The 19894-nt window shown below is 66.9% G+C and carries 21 protein-coding genes; 13 read left to right on the top strand and 8 right to left on the bottom strand.

Annotated elements, in window-relative coordinates; genetic code table 11:
- The first annotated feature begins 16 nt into the window (after window positions 1–16).
- The 9 genes from argJ (at window position 17) to MTBLM5_RS16690 (ending at window position 10525) form a co-directional block, all read left to right on the top strand.
- Entirely contained in the window at window positions 17–1249 is a 1233-nt protein-coding gene (gene argJ, locus MTBLM5_RS16730; protein ID WP_173977192.1) for a bifunctional glutamate N-acetyltransferase/amino-acid acetyltransferase ArgJ, read from the top strand.
- A complete protein-coding gene (locus tag MTBLM5_RS19150; RefSeq protein ID WP_173977191.1) occupies window positions 1246–2232 on the top strand; it encodes a bifunctional GNAT family N-acetyltransferase/(deoxy)nucleoside triphosphate pyrophosphohydrolase in 987 nt (328 codons plus the stop codon). Before argJ ends, MTBLM5_RS19150 begins: the two co-directional genes overlap by 4 nt.
- 114 nt (window positions 2233–2346) lie before the next feature.
- Window positions 2347–2607, top strand: a complete 261-nt coding sequence (locus MTBLM5_RS16720) for a hypothetical protein (RefSeq protein ID WP_173977190.1) — start codon at window positions 2347–2349, stop codon at window positions 2605–2607.
- Between the two features lie 173 nt (window positions 2608–2780).
- Window positions 2781–4403, top strand: a complete 1623-nt coding sequence (locus MTBLM5_RS16715; RefSeq protein ID WP_173977189.1) for a flagellar hook-length control protein FliK — start codon at window positions 2781–2783, stop codon at window positions 4401–4403.
- Window positions 4404–4414: 11 nt separating this feature from the next.
- Window positions 4415–5092, top strand: a complete 678-nt coding sequence (locus MTBLM5_RS16710; RefSeq protein ID WP_173977188.1) for a flagellar hook assembly protein FlgD — start codon at window positions 4415–4417, stop codon at window positions 5090–5092.
- Window positions 5093–5117: 25 nt separating this feature from the next.
- Window positions 5118–7205 carry a flagellar hook-basal body complex protein gene (locus MTBLM5_RS16705; protein ID WP_173977187.1) on the top strand — a complete coding sequence of 696 codons (2088 nt, stop codon included), beginning with the start codon at window positions 5118–5120 and terminating at the stop codon, window positions 7203–7205.
- Between the two features lie 125 nt (window positions 7206–7330).
- Window positions 7331–8461 (top strand): tetratricopeptide repeat protein, encoded by a 1131-nt coding sequence (locus MTBLM5_RS16700; protein ID WP_173977186.1) that lies wholly within the window; start codon window positions 7331–7333, stop codon window positions 8459–8461.
- Complete coding sequence (locus MTBLM5_RS16695) at window positions 8458–10155, top strand: hypothetical protein (protein ID WP_173977185.1); 1698 nt, start codon at window positions 8458–8460, stop codon at window positions 10153–10155. The genes MTBLM5_RS16700 and MTBLM5_RS16695 overlap by 4 nt, the downstream gene beginning before the upstream one ends.
- Before the next feature lie 91 nt (window positions 10156–10246).
- Window positions 10247–10525 carry an HU family DNA-binding protein gene (locus tag MTBLM5_RS16690; protein WP_173977184.1) on the top strand — a complete coding sequence of 93 codons (279 nt, stop codon included), beginning with the start codon at window positions 10247–10249 and terminating at the stop codon, window positions 10523–10525.
- 72 nt (window positions 10526–10597) lie between these two features.
- Here the strand turns inward: MTBLM5_RS16690 and MTBLM5_RS16685 are convergent, their stop codons facing one another.
- The 5 genes from MTBLM5_RS16685 to MTBLM5_RS16665 all read right to left on the bottom strand — a co-directional run bounded on the left by MTBLM5_RS16685 (window position 10598) and on the right by MTBLM5_RS16665 (window position 13631).
- Window positions 10598–11023 carry a thermonuclease family protein gene (locus MTBLM5_RS16685; RefSeq protein ID WP_173977183.1) on the bottom strand — a complete coding sequence of 142 codons (426 nt, stop codon included), beginning with the start codon at window positions 11021–11023 and terminating at the stop codon, window positions 10598–10600.
- A gap of 813 nt (window positions 11024–11836) precedes the next feature.
- On the bottom strand, window positions 11837–12166 hold the full coding sequence (locus tag MTBLM5_RS16680) for a hypothetical protein (protein WP_173977182.1): 330 nt from the start codon (window positions 12164–12166) through the stop codon (window positions 11837–11839).
- A gap of 78 nt (window positions 12167–12244) precedes the next feature.
- On the bottom strand, window positions 12245–12739 hold the full coding sequence (locus MTBLM5_RS16675) for a M48 family metallopeptidase (RefSeq protein ID WP_173977181.1): 495 nt from the start codon (window positions 12737–12739) through the stop codon (window positions 12245–12247).
- 2 nt (window positions 12740–12741) lie between these two features.
- On the bottom strand, window positions 12742–13083 hold the full coding sequence (gene arsC / locus MTBLM5_RS16670) for an arsenate reductase (glutaredoxin) (protein ID WP_173977180.1): 342 nt from the start codon (window positions 13081–13083) through the stop codon (window positions 12742–12744).
- Window positions 13080–13631 (bottom strand): regulatory protein RecX, encoded by a 552-nt coding sequence (locus MTBLM5_RS16665; protein WP_173977179.1) that lies wholly within the window; start codon window positions 13629–13631, stop codon window positions 13080–13082. The genes arsC and MTBLM5_RS16665 overlap by 4 nt, the downstream gene beginning before the upstream one ends.
- A 34-nt stretch (window positions 13632–13665) precedes the next feature.
- On the opposite strand from MTBLM5_RS16665, the gene MTBLM5_RS16660 reads away from it, so the two are divergent.
- Window positions 13666–14478 (top strand): ABC transporter permease, encoded by an 813-nt coding sequence (locus MTBLM5_RS16660; protein ID WP_173977178.1) that lies wholly within the window; start codon window positions 13666–13668, stop codon window positions 14476–14478.
- Between the two features lie 6 nt (window positions 14479–14484).
- Here the strand turns inward: MTBLM5_RS16660 and metW are convergent, their stop codons facing one another.
- Together metW and MTBLM5_RS16650 are read right to left on the bottom strand one after the other, a co-directional pair.
- Window positions 14485–15108 (bottom strand): methionine biosynthesis protein MetW, encoded by a 624-nt coding sequence (gene metW, locus MTBLM5_RS16655; RefSeq protein WP_068504774.1) that lies wholly within the window; start codon window positions 15106–15108, stop codon window positions 14485–14487.
- Window positions 15105–16289, bottom strand: coding sequence for a homoserine O-acetyltransferase (locus MTBLM5_RS16650; protein WP_173977177.1), 1185 nt, complete (start codon window positions 16287–16289; stop codon window positions 15105–15107). The genes metW and MTBLM5_RS16650 overlap by 4 nt, the downstream gene beginning before the upstream one ends.
- A 140-nt stretch (window positions 16290–16429) precedes the next feature.
- On the opposite strand from MTBLM5_RS16650, the gene pheA reads away from it, so the two are divergent.
- Genes pheA through MTBLM5_RS16635 form a run of 3 tightly spaced genes read left to right on the top strand, consistent with a single transcriptional unit; the run spans window position 16430 to window position 19305 of the window.
- On the top strand, window positions 16430–17287 hold the full coding sequence (pheA, locus tag MTBLM5_RS16645) for a chorismate mutase (protein ID WP_173977176.1): 858 nt from the start codon (window positions 16430–16432) through the stop codon (window positions 17285–17287).
- A gap of 34 nt (window positions 17288–17321) precedes the next feature.
- A complete protein-coding gene (gene hisC / locus MTBLM5_RS16640; protein WP_173977175.1) occupies window positions 17322–18419 on the top strand; it encodes a histidinol-phosphate transaminase in 1098 nt (365 codons plus the stop codon).
- A gap of 1 nt (window position 18420) precedes the next feature.
- Complete coding sequence (locus MTBLM5_RS16635) at window positions 18421–19305, top strand: prephenate/arogenate dehydrogenase family protein (RefSeq protein ID WP_173977174.1); 885 nt, start codon at window positions 18421–18423, stop codon at window positions 19303–19305.
- 59 nt (window positions 19306–19364) lie between these two features.
- On the opposite strand, the gene MTBLM5_RS16630 is transcribed toward MTBLM5_RS16635, so the two are convergent.
- Entirely contained in the window at window positions 19365–19835 is a 471-nt protein-coding gene (locus tag MTBLM5_RS16630) for a hypothetical protein (RefSeq protein WP_173977173.1), read from the bottom strand.
- Window positions 19836–19894 lie beyond the last annotated feature (59 nt).

Genomic DNA, 19894 nt, shown 5'->3' with positions numbered 1-19894 from the left:
GATAGGAGAAGCCGCCGTGTCCGACGCCGTTTCGCCGCTGGCTCCCGCCCAGTTTCCCAGCCTGCCTCCGCTGGCCGGCATCCGTCTGGCGAGCCATGCCTGCGGCATCCGCTATCAGGGGCGCACCGACTTGTTGGTGGTCGAAATGGCGCCGGGCACGTCGGTTGCCGGGGTCTATACACGGTCGCTGACCCGCTCGGCCCCGGTCGATTGGTGTCGCCAGGCCCAGGCCGGCGGCAGCGCGCGGGTGCTGATCGTCAATTCCGGCAATGCCAACGCCTTCACCGGCAAGGCCGGCATCGCCTCGGTCGAACGCACCGTCGCCGGCGCGGTCAAGACCTTCGGCTGCGCTGCTCACGAGGTGTTCGTCGCCTCGACCGGCACCATCGGTGTGACCTTGCCGGACGACAAGATCACCGCCGTCCTGGATCAGGTGAAGCCCAAGCTGGCCGGCGATTGCTGGGCCGAGGCGGCGCGGGCCATCATGACCACCGACACCTTCCCCAAGGGCGCCACCCGCACCGCCCGCATCGACGGAATCACCGTCACCATCAACGGCTTCGCCAAGGGCGCCGGCATGATCGCGCCGGACATGGCGACCATGCTGTCCTACGTCTTCACCGACGCCGCCCTGCCGGCCGACCTGCTGCAGACCCTGCTGTCCAAGGGGGTCGAGGGCTCGTTCAACGCCATCACGGTGGACAGCGACACCTCGACCTCGGACACCTTGATGCTGTTCGCCACCGGCCAGGCCAAGCACGCGCCCGTGGCCGATCCGGCCGACTCGCGCCTCAAGGACTTCCGCGCCAAGCTGTTCGACCTGCTGAAGGATCTGGCCCATCAGGTGGTCAAGGACGGCGAAGGGGCGACCAAGTTCGTCGAGGTCACTGTGACCGGGGCCGCCAGCACGCGCGCGGCCAAGCGCATCGCGCTGTCCATCGCCAATTCGCCGCTGGTCAAGACCGCCATCGCCGGCGAGGACGCCAATTGGGGCCGGGTGGTGATGGCCGTCGGCAAGTCGGGCGAAAAGGCCGATCGCGACAAGCTGTCGATCCGCATCGGCGGCGTCCAGGTCGCCCGCGACGGCGAGGTGGTGCCCGGCTATGACGAGGCTCCGGTGACCGCCCACATGAAGGGCAGCCACATCGTCATCGAGACCGACGTGGGCGTCGGCCGGTCGAAGGCCACGGTGTGGACCTGCGACCTGACCCACGCCTATATCGACATCAACGGGTCATACCGGACGTGACCGAGGAAGCGGGCTGCTGGTCGGCCGGGACGGTGTGGGCCGGCACGGCGCTGGCCACCGCCCGGCTGCGCCTGCGCCCGTTCACCCATGCCGACGCGCCCCGGCTGGCGGCGGTTCTCGACGATTGGGACATGGCGAAATACACCGCCAACATCCCGCATCCCTATCACGAGACCGACGCCCACGCCTTCATCTTGCTGCAGGAACAGCGCCGCCAATTGGGCCAAGGCGCCGGCCTGGCGATGGAGCGGACCACCGACAAACAGGTGATCGGCGCCATCGGCTTCACCATGGATTGCGACGGCTCGGCCGAACTGGGCTATTGGGTGGCCCGCGAGGCCTGGGGCCAGGGTTACGCCACCGAGGCGCTTCGCCGGCTGACCCGCCACCTGTTCGCCGATCTGGGCATCAATCGGCTGTGGGCGATGGTCCATCCCGACAATCCGGCGTCCAAGACCGTCCTGGGCAAGGCCGGCTTCCTGCCCGACGGCCACAGCCAATGCGCCGTGGCCTCGCGCGGGTGCTCGGTGGTGTCGCCCCGCTTCGCCTTGACCGCCGACCAGTGGACGGCCACCCACGCGGCGCGGCCGATGCTGCTGGTCGCGGCGGCCGCGCTGATCGACACCGACGGCCGGGTGCTGATGGCCAGCCGGCCGCCCGGCAAGATGATGGCCGGCCTGTGGGAATTCCCCGGCGGCAAGGTCCATGACGGCGAGACCCCGGAAGCCGCCCTGATCCGCGAACTGCACGAAGAGCTGGGTATCGACGTCGGCGAAAGCTGTCTGGCGCCCTTGGCCTTTGCCTCGTACGATTACGACACCTTCCACCTGTTGATGCCGCTCTATGCCGTGCGCACATGGAAAGGAAGCCCGATCGCCAAGGAAGGCCAGGGACTGAAATGGGTGCGACCCGCGCGCATGGGCGACATGCCGATGCCGCCCGCCGACATCCCCCTGGTGGCCATCCTGCGCGAATGGGTGTGAGATCAGCCGTAAGAAAGTCCCTCGCTTCGCTCGGTGTACTTTCTCACGGTGATTCATAAAGTACACCGAGGCGAAGCCGAGGGACTTTTCCCCGCGGGCGATAAGGACCATGCCATGCCGCTTGATCGCAAGGCGAAGGAAGCCCTGGGCTATCTAGGCGCCCATCTGGTCTACGGATTGTCGGCCGGAGCCGCCTTCGGCATCGGCACCCTGGCCATCGACCTGGGCCATCTGCGCACGCTGGCGCTGTCGTCCAGCCATCCGATCCTGGTCCTGGTGCTGTTCTTCTTCGGCCTGTTCGTCACCTTCGGCAGCGTCGGCATGGGCGTCGGCATCATGAACATGGCCAAGGCCGACGAGTCCGATCCGGATTAAGCCCGGCAATCCCTGCCCCCTCTCGGCAAGTTTTTCCCGGTCGGCACCATGCCAACGACACCCCGTGAAATTTTTTATCGTTGTTTTTCAGCACACTAGGCCTATTGGCACGGTCTGGCACGCCTATTGCGAAGGAAAGGCTGCCAAAGGCTCCATTTACGGGGAACCGGACCATGACGGTATATTCGATCAACAAGCGCGCGTTCGAGCAGGCCAATATGACCCCTGCCTCGGGCTCCAAGGCCCAGACCGCCGCCGACGCCTTCGCCGCTGCCCTGCAATCGTCGGGCGGCCGTTATTCGGTCGCGGCGACGCAGCCCAACGCCGAAAGCGCCATGAAGGCCAGCTTCGACCGTCCGGCCCCCGAGGCCCGCCCGGCCAAGGCCCCGGAAAAGGCCGAACGGCCCGCGCCCAAGGAATCCAGCCGCCCGGCGCCCCGCAAGGAAGCCGAGGCTTCGAGCCGCCCCGAGCCGACCACCTCGAAGCCGGAAGCCAAGGCCGACACCGCCCCGGCCCCGGAAGAGCAGGCCAAGCTCGACACCAGCGCCGACGACGATCTGACCCAATCCGCCCCGGAAGAGGTGGTCGCGGTCGAGACCGAGACCGTCGATGTCATCGAGGCCCCGGTGGTCGCCGTGGCGATCCAGCCGGTCGCTCAGGACGTCGTGGACGTCGAACAGGTCGAAGAGGTCGCAGCCGCCCAGGTGGTGACCAAAGACGATGATGCCGACCTGGCCGGCCCGATCGTCAACAATGGGGCCGCCGACACCGACGATACCGCCCAGTCCGACGCCGACGAAGCCGGTCAGGCAGAATTTGCCGCCCTGGCCTCGACCGCCGCCAAGACCGGCAAGAGCAAGGCCAAGGACGGCGCCGAGGATATGGCGATCGACCAGGCCGCCCAGGACCAGGCCGACCAACTGGCCGACATGCTGGCCGGCACGGCCGCCCGCGTCGCCGTCAAGGTCCAGGTCCAGACCGCCGCCGCCACCACCGATGCCGCTTCGTCGCTGGACCTTTTGATGGCCCAGGATGTCGGCCTGACCCCGGAACAGCTGGCCTTGGCCCAGACCCCGGCCGGCAACAACGGCGCCTCGGGCCAGGGCACCAACAATGCCGGCCAGCAGATCGCCGCCAATCCGGCCCTGGACAATGCGGCTTCCGCCCAGGGCAAGGCCGCCGAGGCCAAGCCCTTCATCGCCGCCCTGGCCGCCCAGATCGAGGCCTCGAACCAGCCGCAGACCTCGCAGGGCCAGCAATCGGGCCAGGCCGTCGCCGGTCTGAACGGCCCGTCCGGCACGCAGGCCGCCTCGAAGGCCCAGGCCCCGCAGGCCCCGCACGCCCCGCGCCAGCCGCAGCAATTGCAGCAGCAGGTGATGGACCAGGTCAACGTCCAGATCGCCAAGCAGGCCAAGGACGGTGTCGATACCATCAAGATCCAGCTGAAGCCGGTCGAGATGGGCGCCATCGAGGTCAAGCTGGACCTGGCCCAGGACGGCCGCGTCTCGGGCACCGTCACCGCCGACAACAAGGAAACCCTGGCCATCCTGCAAAAGGACTCCCGCGGGTTGGAAAAGGCTCTCGAGGACGCCGGGTACAAGACCGAGGCGGGCTCGCTGACCTTCAACCTGCGCGAAGGATCGCAGCAGAGCGCCCAGGAAGGTAATGCCCAGGGTCGCGGCCGCGGCCGTCGCCAGGGCGCCCCCACCGGACTCGACGCCACCGCCTCGGGCGCCGCGCAGCAGGCGCAAGGGCGCTTCGCCGGCAACCGCTCCGGCGTCGACATCCAGGTCTAAGGAGCACCCCGATGACTACCGCCATCGACACCACCGGCCTTACAGCCGCCGACACCAGCAAGTCGCTGGCATCCGGCAAGAAGCTGGCCGAGAATTTCGACACCTTCCTGACCATGCTGACCGTCCAGCTGAAGAACCAGGACCCGCTGTCGCCGATGGACTCGAACGAGTTCACCAACCAGCTGGTCCAGTTCGCCAACGTCGAGCAGCAGATCGCCGCCAACACCAATCTGGAAAAGCTGATCGGTGTCGGCCAGGTCAATTTGAAGGCCCAGGCCATCGCCTATATCGGCCAGACCATCGAGACCGAGAGCAGCCAGGTTCCGCTGCAGGACGGCAAGGCCAACTTCAGCTACACCCTGGGGGAAGAAGCCCGCAGCGCCGCGTTGGTCATCAAGGACGCCTCGGGCAAGGTTGTCGCCAACCTGCCGGCCGAAACCACCTCGGGCCGCCACGAGGCGAGCTGGGATGGTCGAGACACCAACGGCAACAAGCTGACCGACGGCGCCTACACCGTGCAGGTGGTGGCGATGAACGGCGAAGGCGAGTCGATGGAAAGCGCCATCACGGTTTACGGCAAGGTCACCGACGTTGCCTCGGATAGCACAGAAACGCTCCTTGCCATGGGCAAGGTGGTCACCACCATCGATAAGGTGCTGACCGTGCGCGACACCGCCAGCCTTCAATAAGACTGGCCGGGATTAGGAGGGTACCATGAGCTTGTACGGCGCTTTGTTCGCGGGTGTGTCTGGTCTGGCGGCTCAGTCGTCGGCCATGGGCGCGATCTCCGACAACATCACCAACGTCAACACCATCGGCTACAAGGGCACGAAGGTAAACTTCCAGACGCTGGTGACCAAGCAGACGTCACTCACCGCATACTCGCCTGGTGGCGTGCAATCGAAGCCGCGCGCCGGCATCGACATCCAGGGCCTGCTGCAGGCGACCAGCTCGGCGACCGACATCGGCCTGTCCGGCCAGGGCTTCTTCGTGGTCAACGAAGCCGCCCACCCGCAGGACGGCGACATGTTCGCCTATACCCGCGCCGGTTCGTTCAAGGTCGATAGCGAAGGCTATCTGCAGAACGTGTCGGGCTGGTTCATGCAAGGCTGGACCCTGATGGGCTGGGACAATTCGACCCAGGCCTCGAAGGTCACCGTCGGCAACGACGTCTACATGAAGGCCTATAAGGACGATAGCGGCGACACCTCGTACATCAACGACAACATCGTGTCGGCGACCCACCTGCGGCCGCTGAACATGAACGAAGTCGGCGGCACCGCCTCGCAGACCCGCAACCTGCGCATGGGCGCCAACCTGCCCAACGGCGCCGAGGTCGGCGACCTGTTCAAGCAGCCGGTGACCATCTATGACAGCCTGGGCGGCGACGCCACCGTGCAGTTCACCTGGGAGAAGATCGCGCAGAACCGCTGGGACGTCGAAGGCATCCCGCCGGAAGGCGCCAAGAGCATGCACCTGAAAAAGGATAGCAGCACGATCTATTCGGCGATGGGACGCCTGGACTTCAATGGCCTGCCGCAGACCACCGGCTCGATGACCATGGCCATCAACGGCACCACCTACACCTTCGAGACCGACACCGGTACCGACGGGGCCACCGCCGGCACCTTCTACACCAACCCGTCCTCGGCGGCCAACACCGGCGCCTTCGTCGACAGCCTGGCGGCTGACGTCAACAAGGCGTTCCAGTTGGAATACAACTCGCTTTACAACGATGTCGGCGCCGCCATCGGTGCCGGCAACCTGCTGAACATCTCGGTCAACGGCACCACCTATAACTTCAACAGCGCGGCCGAGTTGGATGGTCTGACCGCCGCGTCGGCAGCCACGGCGCTGAATTCGAACACCACCTTCAGCTCGCTGGGTCTCAAGGCTGCAAACCAGGGCAATCGGCTGTACGTCTACAGCGAAGACGCCATGAGCTTCACCATGTTGGGCACCTCGACCGGCGACTTCGCCAGTTGGACCAACAGTAGTACGACCACCACCGCCGCCGTGCCGGTCACCAAGACCACCGACGGCATCACCTATGCCGAGCGCCTGGCCGGCACCAACTCGATGATCTTCCGCCAGCGCGACGCCACCGACGACCTGGTGGTCGCCGGCCTGGACACCCTGGACCTGTCCGATGGCAACCCCGCCACCAAGCAGGGGCAGGACATCACCAATTCGGACACCTTCACGGTGTCGGCCATCAACATCACCGGCGGCACCTCGGAAGACGCCATCGAATTCAACGGCGACGGCACGCCCAAGGAAATCAACGTCGCCTATGCCGACATCGACTGGGCCAACGGTTCGGAAGACATGTCGGGCACCGACTCGATCGGCGTGTTCCTGGGCAACCTGAACCTGTCGGACGGCATGACCCAGCTGAACGGCGCCTATCAGTTGGCCTATTGGAGCCAGAACGGCGCCAAGTTCGGCAACTTCGCCGGCGTCTCGATCGGTACCGACGGCATCGTCACCGCCTTGTTCGACAACGGCGTGACCCGCCCGGTCTTCCAGATCCCGGTGGCGACCTTCGTCAACCCCAACGGTATGGACAGCCTGACCGGTAACGTCTTCATCTCGACCGACAATTCGGGCGAGCCGACGCTGCGCACCGCGGGCTCGGCCGGTGCCGGCTCGGTCAACGCGGCGTCGCTGGAAGCCTCGACCGTCGATATCGGCTCGGAATTCACCACCATGATCGTCACCCAGCGCGCCTATTCGGCGGCGGCCAAGATCATCACCACCGCCGACGAGATGTTGGACGAACTGGTCAACATCAAGCGATAAACCTTCTTCGCGCACACTTTCGGCCGGTCCCCAGAATGGGGGCCGGCCTTTTCTTTGGTTGGCGAAGATGGGGGGATCGGGCATCCTTCATGCGTGTGGGCAACGACCGATCCCGGGGGGCGGAGATGGCCAGGGAACCCGATCATATCATCGCCCTTCGCCGGGCCGCCCAGGCCGGCGATGGTGCCGCCGCCTTCCAATTGGGCGAAGCCTTCCGCCTGGGTCTGAAGGTCCCCCGCGACCCGCGCGAAGCGGCCGGCTGGCTGAACGCGGCCGCCGATGGCGGGCATGCCGGCGCCCGCCATTCCTTGGCGCTGATGGCCCAGGACGGGGCCGACATCACCATTCGCCTGCCCGAGGCCCCTGCCCCGGTGCGGCGCGCCGCCCCCAGTCTCGAGGAATTGCTGGACGGATTGAAACCGGCCGGCACCAATGACGGCGGCTTCGACGCCCCGGTCCGGCTGCCCGATCCCGACCCCGATCCGCTGGACCTGGACGCGGTCGGCGACCTTGACGCGGTGCGGGCGGCGGCGGCGTCCGGCGATGCCACGGCGCAGGTGTTGCTGGGCAATGTCTATCGCCAGGGACTGGGAATCGAGGCCGACGAGGTGGAAGCGGTGGCCTGGTACACCAAGGCGGCCAACCAGGGCGACGTGCGCGGCGCCTATTCGCTGGCGGTGATGATCGATCTGGGGCTGGGCACCCGCAAGAACGACAAGGAAGCGCTGCGCTGGTATCTGGCCGCCGCCCACAAGGGCGACGGTCCGGCCGAGTTCAACCTGGGCAACATGATCCGCGCCGGGCGCGGCTGCCCGGCCGATGCGGCGGTGGCGGCGCAATGGTACGCCAAGGCCGCCGCCCATGGCGAGGTGGCGGCCCTGTTCGCCCTGGGCACCCTGTACGAGGCTGGCCACGGCGTCGCGGCCGATCCCGCCAAGGCCATGGCCTATTACCGTCAGGGCGCCGAGTTGGGCGATTGCGATTGCGCCTTCAACCTGTCCAACATGCTGCGCCAAGGCGTGGGTGGCCAGCCTGACCCCGAGCAGTCGGCCGAATGGTGCCGCCAGGCCGCCGAGCAGGGACTGGCGGCGGCCCAGCTGAATTACGGCCTGATGCTGCTGGCCGGTTTCGGCCAACCGGCGGACCCGACCTCGGCGGCCTATTGGCTGAACCGGGCCGCCGGTTCCGACGACCAGGCGGTGGTGGCCAAGGCTCGCGCCCTGGCCCAGCGCCTGGCCACGGGGGGTAGCCGATGAGCAACCCCCGGGTTTCGTTCGAAGTCCAGGTCCTGGAAGACAAGCACTGGGTGGTCACCCAGTTCATGGCCGACGAGGGCCAGGCCAAGGCCTTCGCCGAAAGCCTGCTGCAAAAGGGCAACCATGCGGCGGTCCGCGTGGTCAAGGACTGGCAGCGCCTGGACGGCAGCCATTCCGAGACCGTGGTCCTGGAAAAGACCGGCGAGGTCAAGAACCAGGGGCCGGACCTGGCGCTAGGGGCCATTTCCGACGCGCCGATCTGCCGCGAGCTGGGGGATTTCTACCTGCCCGAGGCGCGCCAGACCATCGGCCGACTGGTGCGCAAATATCTGGACGAGCTGCAGGTGACGCCGTCCGAGCTGTTGCATTCCGGGGCCGAGCTGAAGCGGTTCGGCGACAAGGGCAATCTGCTGTTTTCCGCCATCGACCGCGTCGCCACCTTGCAGGCGGCAGCCACGGGCGAGGAATCCAAGGCCCGGCGCGACTTTCTGTCCAAGGCGTGGGACGACATCCTGGCCCGGGCGCGGGCCTTCGCCGCCAAGAAGCCGCCCCTGTGCAAGAGCTTCGCCGAGATCATGGCCGAGGTGGCCAAGGGCGGCGAGCATGCCGGCTATGCCACCCAAAGCCTGATGGCCATCCGCCTGCTGGATGTGCGCTCGTACCAGGCCAAGATCGACATCCTGCTGGCCTGGGCCGCCGAACCCCAGGCGGCGACGGCGCTGGAATTCATCGACCTGTTCATCGCCGACACCTTGCTGTCGGCCCAGTTGATCCAGGACCTGCTGGGCTATCAGGCCAATCTGGGCGCCGCCCTGACCCAATTGTGCGACCTGGCCGAGGGCAAGGCCAGCCCGGCCAAGTTCTCCCCCGAGGCGACTTTTTCCGCCCTGAACGCGCTGTTCGCCAAGGGCTGCCTGCCCCAGTCCAAGGCGGTGCTGCTGGCCCGGGTCATGCGCGAGTTGGGCGGGGCCAACCCGCTGTCGCGCAACGAACCCAAGCAGGAAACCGAAGTCTTCACCCGCCTGGCCCATCGCCTGGTCGGCCATCGGGGCGTGCTGGCGCAAGGTGCCGCCGCCGAGGCACTGCTGCACCGGGTGACCCGCATCCACGCCCATCTGGGCACCGTCACCGCCAGCCAGGCCATCGACCTGATGCTGCGGTTGCTGTCCGACAAGGTCCTGAAGGTCCAGTACCTGCTGGCCCTGGCCCAGTCGAACCTGGCGCTAGGCATGACCGACGCCCTGGCCGAGTTGATCATCGCCCGCGTCAACGAGACCGAGCACATCGACAAATGGGTGCCGTTGCGCCTGCCGCCGCCGGAACGGATGGCCGCCCTGGCCGGCCTGAACGCCGCGCTGGTCGCCTGCCAGATCCTGGCGCCGGAAGCCCGCGCCGAGCTGGGCGGCAAGGTCGATGACGTGCTGGCGACCTATCTTTTGGCGGAGGAAGTCATCGAGAAGATCGACAAGCCCGACGACCCGCTGGCGATGCGGGCGATCCGGCTGATCAAGTTCTGCGGCTCGGGCGTGCTGATCGAGGGGCGCTCGTTGAACCTGGCCCGCGCCCGGGTGATCGAGCACCTGAAGCAGCCGCAATTTGAAGAAAAATTTCTTGCAAGTGTGCCGGAACCCGGCAAGGCCGAGGCCCATCTGCGGGAATTTCACCGTTTGCTGGTTCAAACCGGCTTTCGGTGACGATTCTCGTCATTTCCGCATTGACGCGGAGCGGGGGCTCTGGCATTGGGGAAGTTACGGATTTCAATCACCAGCAGGGGAATCACTGTCCATGAACAAGGCTGACCTGGTTTCGCGCGTCGCCGAACTCTCTGGCCTGACCAAGGCCGACTCGGAAAAGGCCGTCGACGGCGTGTTCGCCGCCATCACCACCGCCCTGAAGGGCGGCGACGAAGTGCGCCTGGTGGGCTTCGGCAGCTTCTCGGTCGCGACCCGCGCGGCCTCGGAAGGCCGCAATCCCCGCACCGGCGAGAAGATCAATATCCCGGCCTCGAAGCAGCCGAAGTTCTCGGCCGGCAAGGGCCTCAAGGACGCCGTCAACGGCAAGTAATCGACCGTCACCGACGATCGACGAAAACCCGCAAGGCCTGGCCTTGCGGGTTTTTTCGTGCGCCATCTGGGGTCAAAACGGCGGGCAATTGGGTGCCCCCTTGCGGCGGGGCCACTTTCCCACCAGACCGGCGGCCAGCAGGGCCCGGGCCGCGTCTTCGCCGGTGGGCAAGCCGATGGCGGCATCGACCCGTCCGCCATATTTGTCGTGGGTGATGCGGGTCAGCACCAGCGGCCCGCCATCCAGCAGACGGGCCAGGAAGTCGCGGGCGGCAATGGCCGCTGCGGGGCAGGCCCCGTGCATCTCGGGGGCATCGACGCCCACCAGCCGCACCCGCACGGTCTGGTCCAGACCCAACCAGACATGCACCCGAACCTCGACGGTGTCGCCGTCGATCACCCGGACAAGCTGGGCCAGATACGGACCGGGCAGCGCTTCCGACGCGACCGCATGCGGGCACGTCGCCACCAACAGGACGGCGAGGATAAGAAATCTCACGGCCGGGGAAACCGGCCGGAAGCCAGAGCGGCGCCGGGCAAACGGGTCGGGCCACAGCGACGAATCGGACAACCCGACCCGCCGGCGCCCGCCCTTAACTTCCGGCCAGCCCTATCCGATCATCGCAGCGCAAAAGCGGCGGTGTGGGAAAAGGAAACCTTCGGCTATAATGGACGTCAGCCATGACCTCGTACTCCTGCGTACAGGGTTGTGGTTAGGCGGTGGGGGGTGTTCCTAGCACCTTCCACCGCCGCTCTGTCCGTCACAGAGCGGACACGATGCGCATTGTACCGTGATCCGGGGCGGATGATCCACCGGAAAGGGTGTTGCGGTCCGTTCCTGCCCGGCCCGCAGGAAGGGGGCGCGCCGCTAACAGCGGTTCCCGGTGAGCTGGAAGCATCATCCCCCGTCGTCATGGCCGGGCTTGACCCTCCACGCGGTTCGTAAGCGGGGCATAAGTCCGGGTACGCAGATGCAGCATAACCCTCGCCCCTTTGTGGGAGAGGGTGGCCGCGAAGCGGCCGGGTGAGGGGCGCGCGCGTCGGCGCGCCATATGATGTGTTTGATATAAAGACGTTTTTTACGCGCTCGCCGCGCGTAAGACCCCTCACCCCCGCGCTTCGCGCGGACCCTCGCCCACAAGGGGCGAGGGTTATGCTGCGCTTGAGTGCCCGGACTTTTGCCCCGCTTACCGCGCATCCGCATAATGCGCTGTTTCCAAACGAATTTTGTGCGGCGCCACATGGATGCCCGTGTCAAGCACGGGCATGACGGAGTGTGGAGCGACGGCTCGTGTCCCTTCCGGGCGCGACGCTAAAAGGTCTCGGAATTGGTGACCTCGACGGCCGCCCATACACCCGACAGGACATCGTCGATCTGTTCCTGGGTGGCGTCGGCCGGCAGGTTGGGCAGCGGCATCTCGATGCCTTCGGCTTCCAGCAGCGCGCGCGCCCGGGCGAAATAGAAATCGCGATATTCCAGGGTGGTGCGGAACCGGGTGTTCAAGGCGTCGTCGATCCGGCCGCGCAAGACCGACAATTCCTCGGCCTCGTCCGCCGTCAGGTCCTTGCGGCCGCCCAAGACACGATAGCGCATCGCCAGATCGTTGACCTTGTCGCGCCAATCCGGGTCGTAACCCGGCATCAACCGTAGATTCGCCACCATGGCCGCACCGCCCACTTTGCCTTCCCGCCGCTAATCATAGCCAAGCGGGCGGCCCGCTCAATCCCCCTCTTCATCCAAATCGACACCACCGCGTGCAATGACGTCCGACAGCCGCCGGGCGCCGAAGCGGTCGGCCGGGTCCAGTTGGGCCACCTTGGCCAGGCTTTCTTGGCCCTCTTCCACCTGCCCCAGGCGGGCCTGGCAATAGCCGATGGCGATGACGATCTGCAGCCACAGGCGCGGCATCGGGTCCAGGCCGGTGAAGTCGGCGTGGCGGGGCTGAACCTCGCGCCAGTCACGCGGCATCTGCAGCCGTTCGGCGACCCAGTCCAGGCAGGACCAGGCATGAACCAGCGCCTCGGCCAGGCGGTGGCGGTAGAAATAGAACTTATAGGCGCCGACCCGCGCGGCCAGGGTATCGGGGGCCAGTTCCAGCGCCTGCAGGACCAGGCGCTCGGCGGCCGCCTCGTCGCCCCAGCAGGCGCCGACCTGTTTCAGGGCCGCCTCGGCGGCGGGCGGCAGGAACGAGGGTCCGTCGTCCAGCTCGATCATGGTCAAAGGATATCCAGCACCGCCTCGGGCGGGCGCCCCAGGGCGGCCTTGGTGGCGGTGATGACGATCGGGCGCTCGATCGCCGCCGGATGGGCGCACAAGGCGGCGATCAGGGCGTCGTCGGCAAGCCCTGCGACATCGATGCCGGCCTCGGCCGCTTCCTTCTTGCGGATGATGTCGCGCGGCCCCTTGCCCAACAGGGCCAGAACCCGCTTCAACTCGGCTGGGCTGGGCGGGTTCTTCAGATATTCCACGATGACCGGCGTGATGCCCTTGCCCTCGACCAGGGCCAGGGTCTCGCGGCTTTTGCTGCAGCGGGGATTGTGCCAGATGGTGGTGCTCATTGATCCTCCTCGGTCAGGGTTTCGGGGCTGGCGGCGTCGATGATGGCCCGCGCGGTCTCGAAATCGAAGCCGTTGCGGCCCATCACCGCCAGGTCGCGGGCGCGGTTCTCGGCCCGGCCGGCGGCGCGGAACGGCCCCAGCCGGCGGCGCCTGGCCAGGGTGATGGCGGCGGCGCGGTCGGGCTGGGCATGGTCCTCGGCCAGGGCGGCCAGGGCCTGCTCGGAATCGGCAGCGCCCACCCCCTTGGCGGCCAGGCTGGCGCGAATGGCGCGCGCGCCCTTGCCGCGCCGGTGCAGCGCCCCGGTCTTCAACTCGGCATAGGCGGAATCGTTCAGATAGCCCAGTTGGGTCAGCTTGGCGATCACCGCCTCGATGTGGGCCAGGGCCTGGTCCGCATCGTCGCCCCAATGGGCCACCGAGCGCACGACCTTGCGCTTCAGCACCCGGCGCAACGAAGCTGTGGACGACGCGAAGCGTTCCAGGTAATGCAACGCGGCATTTTCCAGGTAGGATGGGGTGATGCGCGGGGGCACGCTTGTCTTCGCCATGCTTTCAGCCTAACCGAAGCGTAGCCAGGACACCATGATCGAGAACGCCATCCCCCGCCCGCCCGTCCCCCGGTCCTACGGCGCCGTCAACTGGCTGGGCTTTCGCACCCTGCTGACCAAGGAAGTCCGCCGCTTCCTGAAGGTGCATTTCCAGACCATCACCGCCCCGGTGGTGACGACGCTTTTGTTCCTGGCGGTGTTCTCGCTGGCCCTGGGACGGGTCGCGGCCGACGTCCACGGCGTCGCCTTCCAGGAATTCCTGGCGCCTGGCCTGATCATGATGGCGATGGTGCAAAACGCCTTCGCCAACACCTCGTCGTCGCTGATCATCGCCAAGGTCCAGGGCAATATCGTCGATATGCTGATGCCGCCCTTGTCGCCGATCGAGCAGACGGTGGCGGTGGCCCTGGGCGGTGTTGCGCGCGGCCTGCTGGTCGGCCTGGTGGTCACCGCGGCGATGTCGCTGTTCGTGCGCATCCACATCAGTTCGGTGGGTTTGATCGCCTTCCACGCGGTGATGGGATCGCTGATGCTGTCGCTGTTGGGCATGATCGGCGGCATCTGGGCCGACAAGTTCGACCACATGGCGGCGGTGACCAACTTCATCGTCACGCCGTTATCGTTCCTGTCGGGCACCTTCTATTCCATCGACCGCCTGCCCGAAACCTTCCAACTGCTGGCCAAGCTGAACCCGTTCTTCTACATGATCGACGGCTTCCGGGCCGGCTTCATCGGCCAGGCCGACGGCTCGGTGGCGCTGGGAATCGCGATGGTCACAATGGTCGATGCCGGGCTGATGCTGCTGACCTGGCGGATGCTGGCGACCGGCTACAAGCTGAAAGCTTAAGGGGATTTACGAGCGGCTGAGAACGAACAAGCCCTGGTCGGCCAGCAGGTTGGCCAGCACGCCCTGGCCGTCGAACGGCAGCACGCGACCTTCGCGGTCAAGGGCGATGCCCTTCTCGACGGTGATCCCCAGATCGCGGCACAGCACCAGGAAATCGCGGATGGTGCAGAAATGGATGTTGGGGGTGTCGTACCATTCATAGGCCAGGGTGTCGGTCACCGGCATGCGCCCGCCCAGCGCCAGGCCGACGCGCACCCGCCAATGGCCGAAATTGGGAAACGACACGATGGCGCGCCGCCCGATCCGCAGCATGTTGGCCAACACGTCGCGCGGCGCATAGGTCGCCTGCAGGGTCTGGCTCAGGATCACCGTGTCGAAGGCGCCGGTGGGATAGTCCTTGAGATCGGTATCGGCGTCGCCCTGGATCACCGACAGACCCTGCGACACCGCCGCCGACACCCCGCTCATCGACAGTTCGATGCCGCGGCCGTCGACATTCTTGTGCCGGCCCAGCCACGACAGCAGCGAGCCGTCGGAACAGCCGACATCGAGCACCCGCGAGCCGGGCTCGACCATGTCGGCGATCAGCTTCAGATCGACGCGCAGATTGCCGTTGGCGATCACCATCATGGCGGGCTGTTCCCCTTGCGCCGCAGCCCGCGATGCTCGGCCGCCCCTTCCAGGAAGCCGGTCAGGGTGGCGTGGAACTCGGGCTCGTCCAGCAAGAAGGCGTCATGGCCCTTGTCGGACTGGACCTCGACGAAGCTGACATTGGCCGCCACCGCGTTCAGGGCATGCACGACGGCGCGGCTTTCCGGGGTCGGGAACAGCCAGTCCGACGAGAACGACACCACGCAAAAGCGGGTGCGCGTCCCCTTGAAGGCGTTGGCCAGCACGCCGTCGCGCTCGGCCGCCAGGTCGAAATAATCCATCGCCCGGGTGATATACAGGTACGAATTGGCGTCGAAGCGATCGACGAAGGTCGAGCCCTGGTGGCGCAGATAGCTTTCCACCTGGAAATCGGCGCCGAAGCCATAGGACACCTGATCGCGGTCTTGCAGGTTGCGGCCGAACTTCCGGTGCAACGCGGTTTCCGACAGATAGGTGATGTGCGCCGCCATGCGCGCCACCGCCAGGCCGCGATGGGGCCTAAGGCCGGCTTCCTGGTAATTGCCGCCCATCCAGTCGGGATCGGCGATGATCGCCTGGCGCCCGACCTCGTGGAAGGCGATGTTCTGGGCCGAATGGCGCGCCGCCGTGGCGATGGGAATGGCCGAGAACACCTTGTCCGGATAGCTGGCCGCCCATTCCAGCACCTGCATGCCGCCCATCGAGCCGCCGATGACGCAAAACAGGTCGTCGATGCCCAGAACCTCGACCAGCCGGGCCTGGACCCGGACCATGTCGCCGATGGTGATGACCGGGAAGGTCTGGCCCCACGGCTTGCCCGTCGCGGGATTGATGTCCCGGGGGCCGGTGGTGCCCATGCAGCCGCCCAGGACGTTCGAGCAGATCAGGAAATAGCGGTCGGTATCGAACACCTTGCCCGGCCCGACCAGATCGATCCACCAGCCCGGCTTGCCGGTGATCGGGTGGGGGTCGGCGACGTAATGGTCGCCGGTCAAGGCGTGGCACAGCAAGATGGCGTTGGTCTTGTCGGCGTTCAGCCGGCCATAGGTCTGATAGGCCACCGTCACCGGCGCCATCTCGATGCCGCAATCCAGCCGGATCGGCCGGTCGCGCCCCAGCTCGACGGTATGGCCGAGCGGGTTGTGCGGCGGGCAGGTTCCCAGGGGTTCGACGGCACTCATGGACGCGGGGCAAACCAGGATCAGACGAAAGAACACGTCTAGCTATGGACGCGGGACCTGACTGTCAATGTTTTCTTTGATTTCATGGGGGGGACGCACTAAACCTATCCGGCTTCGCCTTCCCTTTTTCAGCATCAGCCATGGCCGACGATTCCGCTTCCCTCGATTCCTTGCGCCAACAGATCGACGCCATCGACGACCGTCTGCACGACCTCGTCATGGAGCGCGCGGCGCTGGTCGGACGCATCGCCGCGGCCAAGGCCGGCACCCCGGGCGCCGCGCTGCGCCCCGGCCGCGAGGCCCAGATCATCCGCCGCCTGGTCGGGCGCCATTCCGGCACCTTCCCGCGCCCGGCCCTGGTCCGCATCTGGCGCGAGATCATGGGCGCACTGGTCGGGCTGCAGCGGCCCTTCTCGGTGGCCGTGGCCCAGCCCGAGCGCGGCGCCGGCTATATCGACCTGGCGCGCGACCATTTCGGCGTGGTGTGGCCGATCAACGTGCTGCCCGGGTCCAGCCATGTGGTGCGCGAAGTGGCCAACGCCCGGGCCTCGGTCGGGGTGGTCGCCGCCCCCGAAGCCGCCGGCGGCGAGGATTGGTGGCTGTCGCTGGTCTCGGAGATGAGCAACACGCCGCGCGTCATCGGCCGCCTGCCGATGCTGATGCCCGAGATTCCGCCCGACCATCCCGAGCCCCTGCACGCCTTCGTGCTGGCCACCAGCGAGCCCGAGGAAACCGGCAACGACCGCACCCTGCTGGTGGTCGAAACGGTGCCCGACGTCAGCCGCGACCGGCTGCGCACGCTGCAGGCCGGAATCGGGCTGGAATGCGTGTCGATGCTGGCCAGCCACCGCGACGACGATCGCTGGCTGCATCTTGCCGAGGTGTGCGGCTTCGTCGCCCAGAACGATGCCCGCCTGATCGCCCTGGTGCTGGCCAATACCGGCACCATCCGCTCGACCCGCGTCATCGGCGGCTATCCCGTGCCGCTGTCCGCCTGACCCGCCACCTTATCCGCCCAAGGAGTTTCCCGTCATGACCGCTCCCACTCCCCGCCCCGGTATCATGGACATCCGCCCCTATGTCGGCGGCGAATCGGCGATCGAGGGGGTCTCGCGGATCATGAAGCTGTCGTCCAACGAAGGCGCGCTGGGGCCAAGCCCCAAGGCGGTCGCCGCGTTGAAGGCGATGGCCGGTGAAATCCACCGCTATCCCGACGGCGGCGCCACCGCCCTTCGCAAGGCCCTGGCCGCCCGTTGGGGCATCGATGCCGAGCGCATCGTCTGCGGCGCCGGCTCGGACGAGTTGCTGGGCATCCTGTGCCGCGCCTATGCCGGCCCGGGCGACGAGGTGCTGTATTCGGCGCACGGCTTCCTGATGTATGCCATCGCCGCCAAGGCCTGCGGCGCCACCCCGGTCACCGCGCCGGAAACCGACCTGCACGCCGATGTCGACAATCTGCTGAAGGCGGTCACGCCCAAGACCCGGATCGTCTTCCTGGCCAATCCCAACAACCCGACCGGCACCTACCTGCCGGCCGAAGAGGTCAAGCGCCTGCGCAAGGGTTTGCGCGACGACATCTTGCTGGTGATCGACGCCGCCTATGCCGAGTTCGTGTCCAGGAACGACTATTCCGCCGGGATCGAGCTGGTCGAGGCCAGCAACAACACCGTGATGTGCCGCACCTTCTCGAAGATCTACGCCCTGGGCGGCCTGCGCCTGGGCTGGGCCTATTGCCCGGCCGACATCGCCGGCGTGCTGAACCGGGTGCGCAACCCCTTCAATGTCGGCTCGGCGGCGCTGGAAGCCGGCCTGGCGGCGCTGGAAGACGGCCCCTACATGGAGCTGTGCCGCAGCCATAACGATTACTGGCTGCCGTGGATGCTGTCCGAGATCAAGGGCCTGGGCCTGCCGGTGACGCCGTCGGTGTGCAATTTCGTGCTGATCCAGTTCCCGCTGGCCGAGGGCAGAAACGCCCAGGCGGCCGATGCGTTCCTGCGCGCCAAGGGCATCATCACCCGGGCCATGGGCGGCTATGGCCTGCCCGACTGGCTGCGCATCACCATCGGTTCCGGCGAGGAGAATCAGGCGGTGATCGCCGCCCTGGCCGAGTTTACCACCCGGTGGAAATGACATGAGCCAGCCTCTGTTCGATACCATCTGCCTGGTCGGCATCGGGCTGATCAATTCCTCGATCGCCCGGGCGGTGCGCAAGCATGGCCTGGCGGCACGCATCGTCACCCTGGACAGCTCGGACCAGGCCTGCCGGACCGCGCTTGAATTGGGCATCGTCGATGCCGCCTCGACCGACCCGGCCGAAATGATCCCGGGCGCCGATCTGGTGATGATCGGCACGCCGGTCGGCGCGGTCGAGACGGTGGCCCGGGCCATCGGCCCGCACCTCGCCGCCGGCACCATCGTCAGCGACGTCGGCTCGGTCAAGATCGCGGTGATCCGCGACCTGACCCCCAACCTGCCGGAAGGCGTTCACTTCGTCCCCGGCCACCCCATCGCCGGCACCGAACATTCCGGCCCCGCCGCCGGCTTCGCCGAATTGTTCGAGGGCCGCTGGTGCATCCTGACGCCGTTGCCCGGCACCGACGACAAGGCGGTCGCCAAGGTCGCCGATTTGTGGTCGGCCATGGGCTCGATGATCGAGACCATGGACCCCAGCCACCACGATCAGGTGCTGGCCGTCACCTCGCACCTGCCGCACCTGATCGCCTATACCATCGTCGGCACCGCCAACGATCTGGAAGGCCATCTGCAGCAGGAAGTGATCAAGTTCTCGGCCTCGGGCTTTCGCGATTTCACCCGCATCGCCGCCTCGGACCCGATCATGTGGCGCGACATCTTCCTGTCCAACAAGGAAGCGGTGCTGGAAATGATCCAGCGCTTCACCGAGGACCTGACCGCCCTGCAGCGCGCCATCCGCTGGGGCGAGGGCGAGGTGCTGGAAAAGCGCTTCACCGAGACCCGCGCCATCCGCCGCGCCATCGTCGACGCCAAGCAGGCTTGATGCGCGTGGCGCTGCCCGTGCCGGGCCGGCTCAAGCGCCGCCGGGCTTGAAGGTGGTGACTATGGCCCCACCCGCGTCAATCGACCGGCCTCGGCCAGGTCGGGTCGGGCGGCCATGGCGCCCAAGGTGGCGGCGACCGCCTGGACATCACCATTCAGCAGCTTGATCGGGCCGGCCTTGATGGCGGCGCCGTGGACAGCGGCCAGGCCCTTCTCGACCGGTTCGGGCGGAGCCAGGAACACCAGTTCGCGCGGGCTGGCCCGCAGCAGCAGCACGATGCGCCGCTCGGCCTGATAATCGGCCACATACAGCCCGTTGGCGGCCGGTGCCAGCCGAACCACGCCGCCGGCACTGACCCGGTAGGCCTGGGCCGCCTCGTCCCAGCTCAACCCGACTTCGGTGCCGTCGTCGCGGCGCCAGGTTCCGTCGGCGACACCCGGCGCCCGGACGCCCTTGTCCACCACCGGGACCTGAACCTGATAGCAGGCCGAAAGCGAAAGCACCGTCAGTGCCACCACCCATCCACGCATGAAAACCGTCCTTGCTGCCCCCATCGGTGGCCGCAACATTAGGGAAAGCTGGAGCCGGC

This window comes from Magnetospirillum sp. LM-5 (genome assembly GCF_902729445.1).
In the GTDB taxonomy this organism is placed as follows: domain Bacteria; phylum Pseudomonadota; class Alphaproteobacteria; order Rhodospirillales; family Magnetospirillaceae; genus Magnetospirillum.
Note: the sequence above shows the minus strand (reverse complement) of the source record. Positions and strands in the feature narration are given on the sequence as shown.

Coding starts and splice junctions, on each gene's coding strand:
- MTBLM5_RS16720 (WP_173977190.1), top strand. CDS start 2,347: ATGCCGCTTGATCGCAAGGCGAAGGAAGCCCTGGGCTATCTAGGCGCC.
- MTBLM5_RS16715 (WP_173977189.1), top strand. CDS start 2,781: ATGACGGTATATTCGATCAACAAGCGCGCGTTCGAGCAGGCCAATATG.
- MTBLM5_RS16710 (WP_173977188.1), top strand. CDS start 4,415: ATGACTACCGCCATCGACACCACCGGCCTTACAGCCGCCGACACCAGC.
- MTBLM5_RS16705 (WP_173977187.1), top strand. CDS start 5,118: ATGAGCTTGTACGGCGCTTTGTTCGCGGGTGTGTCTGGTCTGGCGGCT.
- MTBLM5_RS16700 (WP_173977186.1), top strand. CDS start 7,331: ATGGCCAGGGAACCCGATCATATCATCGCCCTTCGCCGGGCCGCCCAG.
- MTBLM5_RS16695 (WP_173977185.1), top strand. CDS start 8,458: ATGAGCAACCCCCGGGTTTCGTTCGAAGTCCAGGTCCTGGAAGACAAG.
- MTBLM5_RS16690 (WP_173977184.1), top strand. CDS start 10,247: ATGAACAAGGCTGACCTGGTTTCGCGCGTCGCCGAACTCTCTGGCCTG.
- MTBLM5_RS16680 (WP_173977182.1), bottom strand. CDS start 12,166: ATGCCGGGTTACGACCCGGATTGGCGCGACAAGGTCAACGATCTGGCG.
- MTBLM5_RS16675 (WP_173977181.1), bottom strand. CDS start 12,739: ATGATCGAGCTGGACGACGGACCCTCGTTCCTGCCGCCCGCCGCCGAG.
- arsC (WP_173977180.1), bottom strand. CDS start 13,083: ATGAGCACCACCATCTGGCACAATCCCCGCTGCAGCAAAAGCCGCGAG.
- MTBLM5_RS16665 (WP_173977179.1), bottom strand. CDS start 13,631: ATGGCGAAGACAAGCGTGCCCCCGCGCATCACCCCATCCTACCTGGAA.
- MTBLM5_RS16660 (WP_173977178.1), top strand. CDS start 13,666: ATGATCGAGAACGCCATCCCCCGCCCGCCCGTCCCCCGGTCCTACGGC.
- metW (WP_068504774.1), bottom strand. CDS start 15,108: ATGATGGTGATCGCCAACGGCAATCTGCGCGTCGATCTGAAGCTGATC.
- MTBLM5_RS16650 (WP_173977177.1), bottom strand. CDS start 16,289: ATGAGTGCCGTCGAACCCCTGGGAACCTGCCCGCCGCACAACCCGCTC.
- pheA (WP_173977176.1), top strand. CDS start 16,430: ATGGCCGACGATTCCGCTTCCCTCGATTCCTTGCGCCAACAGATCGAC.
- hisC (WP_173977175.1), top strand. CDS start 17,322: ATGACCGCTCCCACTCCCCGCCCCGGTATCATGGACATCCGCCCCTAT.
- MTBLM5_RS16635 (WP_173977174.1), top strand. CDS start 18,421: ATGAGCCAGCCTCTGTTCGATACCATCTGCCTGGTCGGCATCGGGCTG.
- MTBLM5_RS16630 (WP_173977173.1), bottom strand. CDS start 19,835: ATGCGTGGATGGGTGGTGGCACTGACGGTGCTTTCGCTTTCGGCCTGC.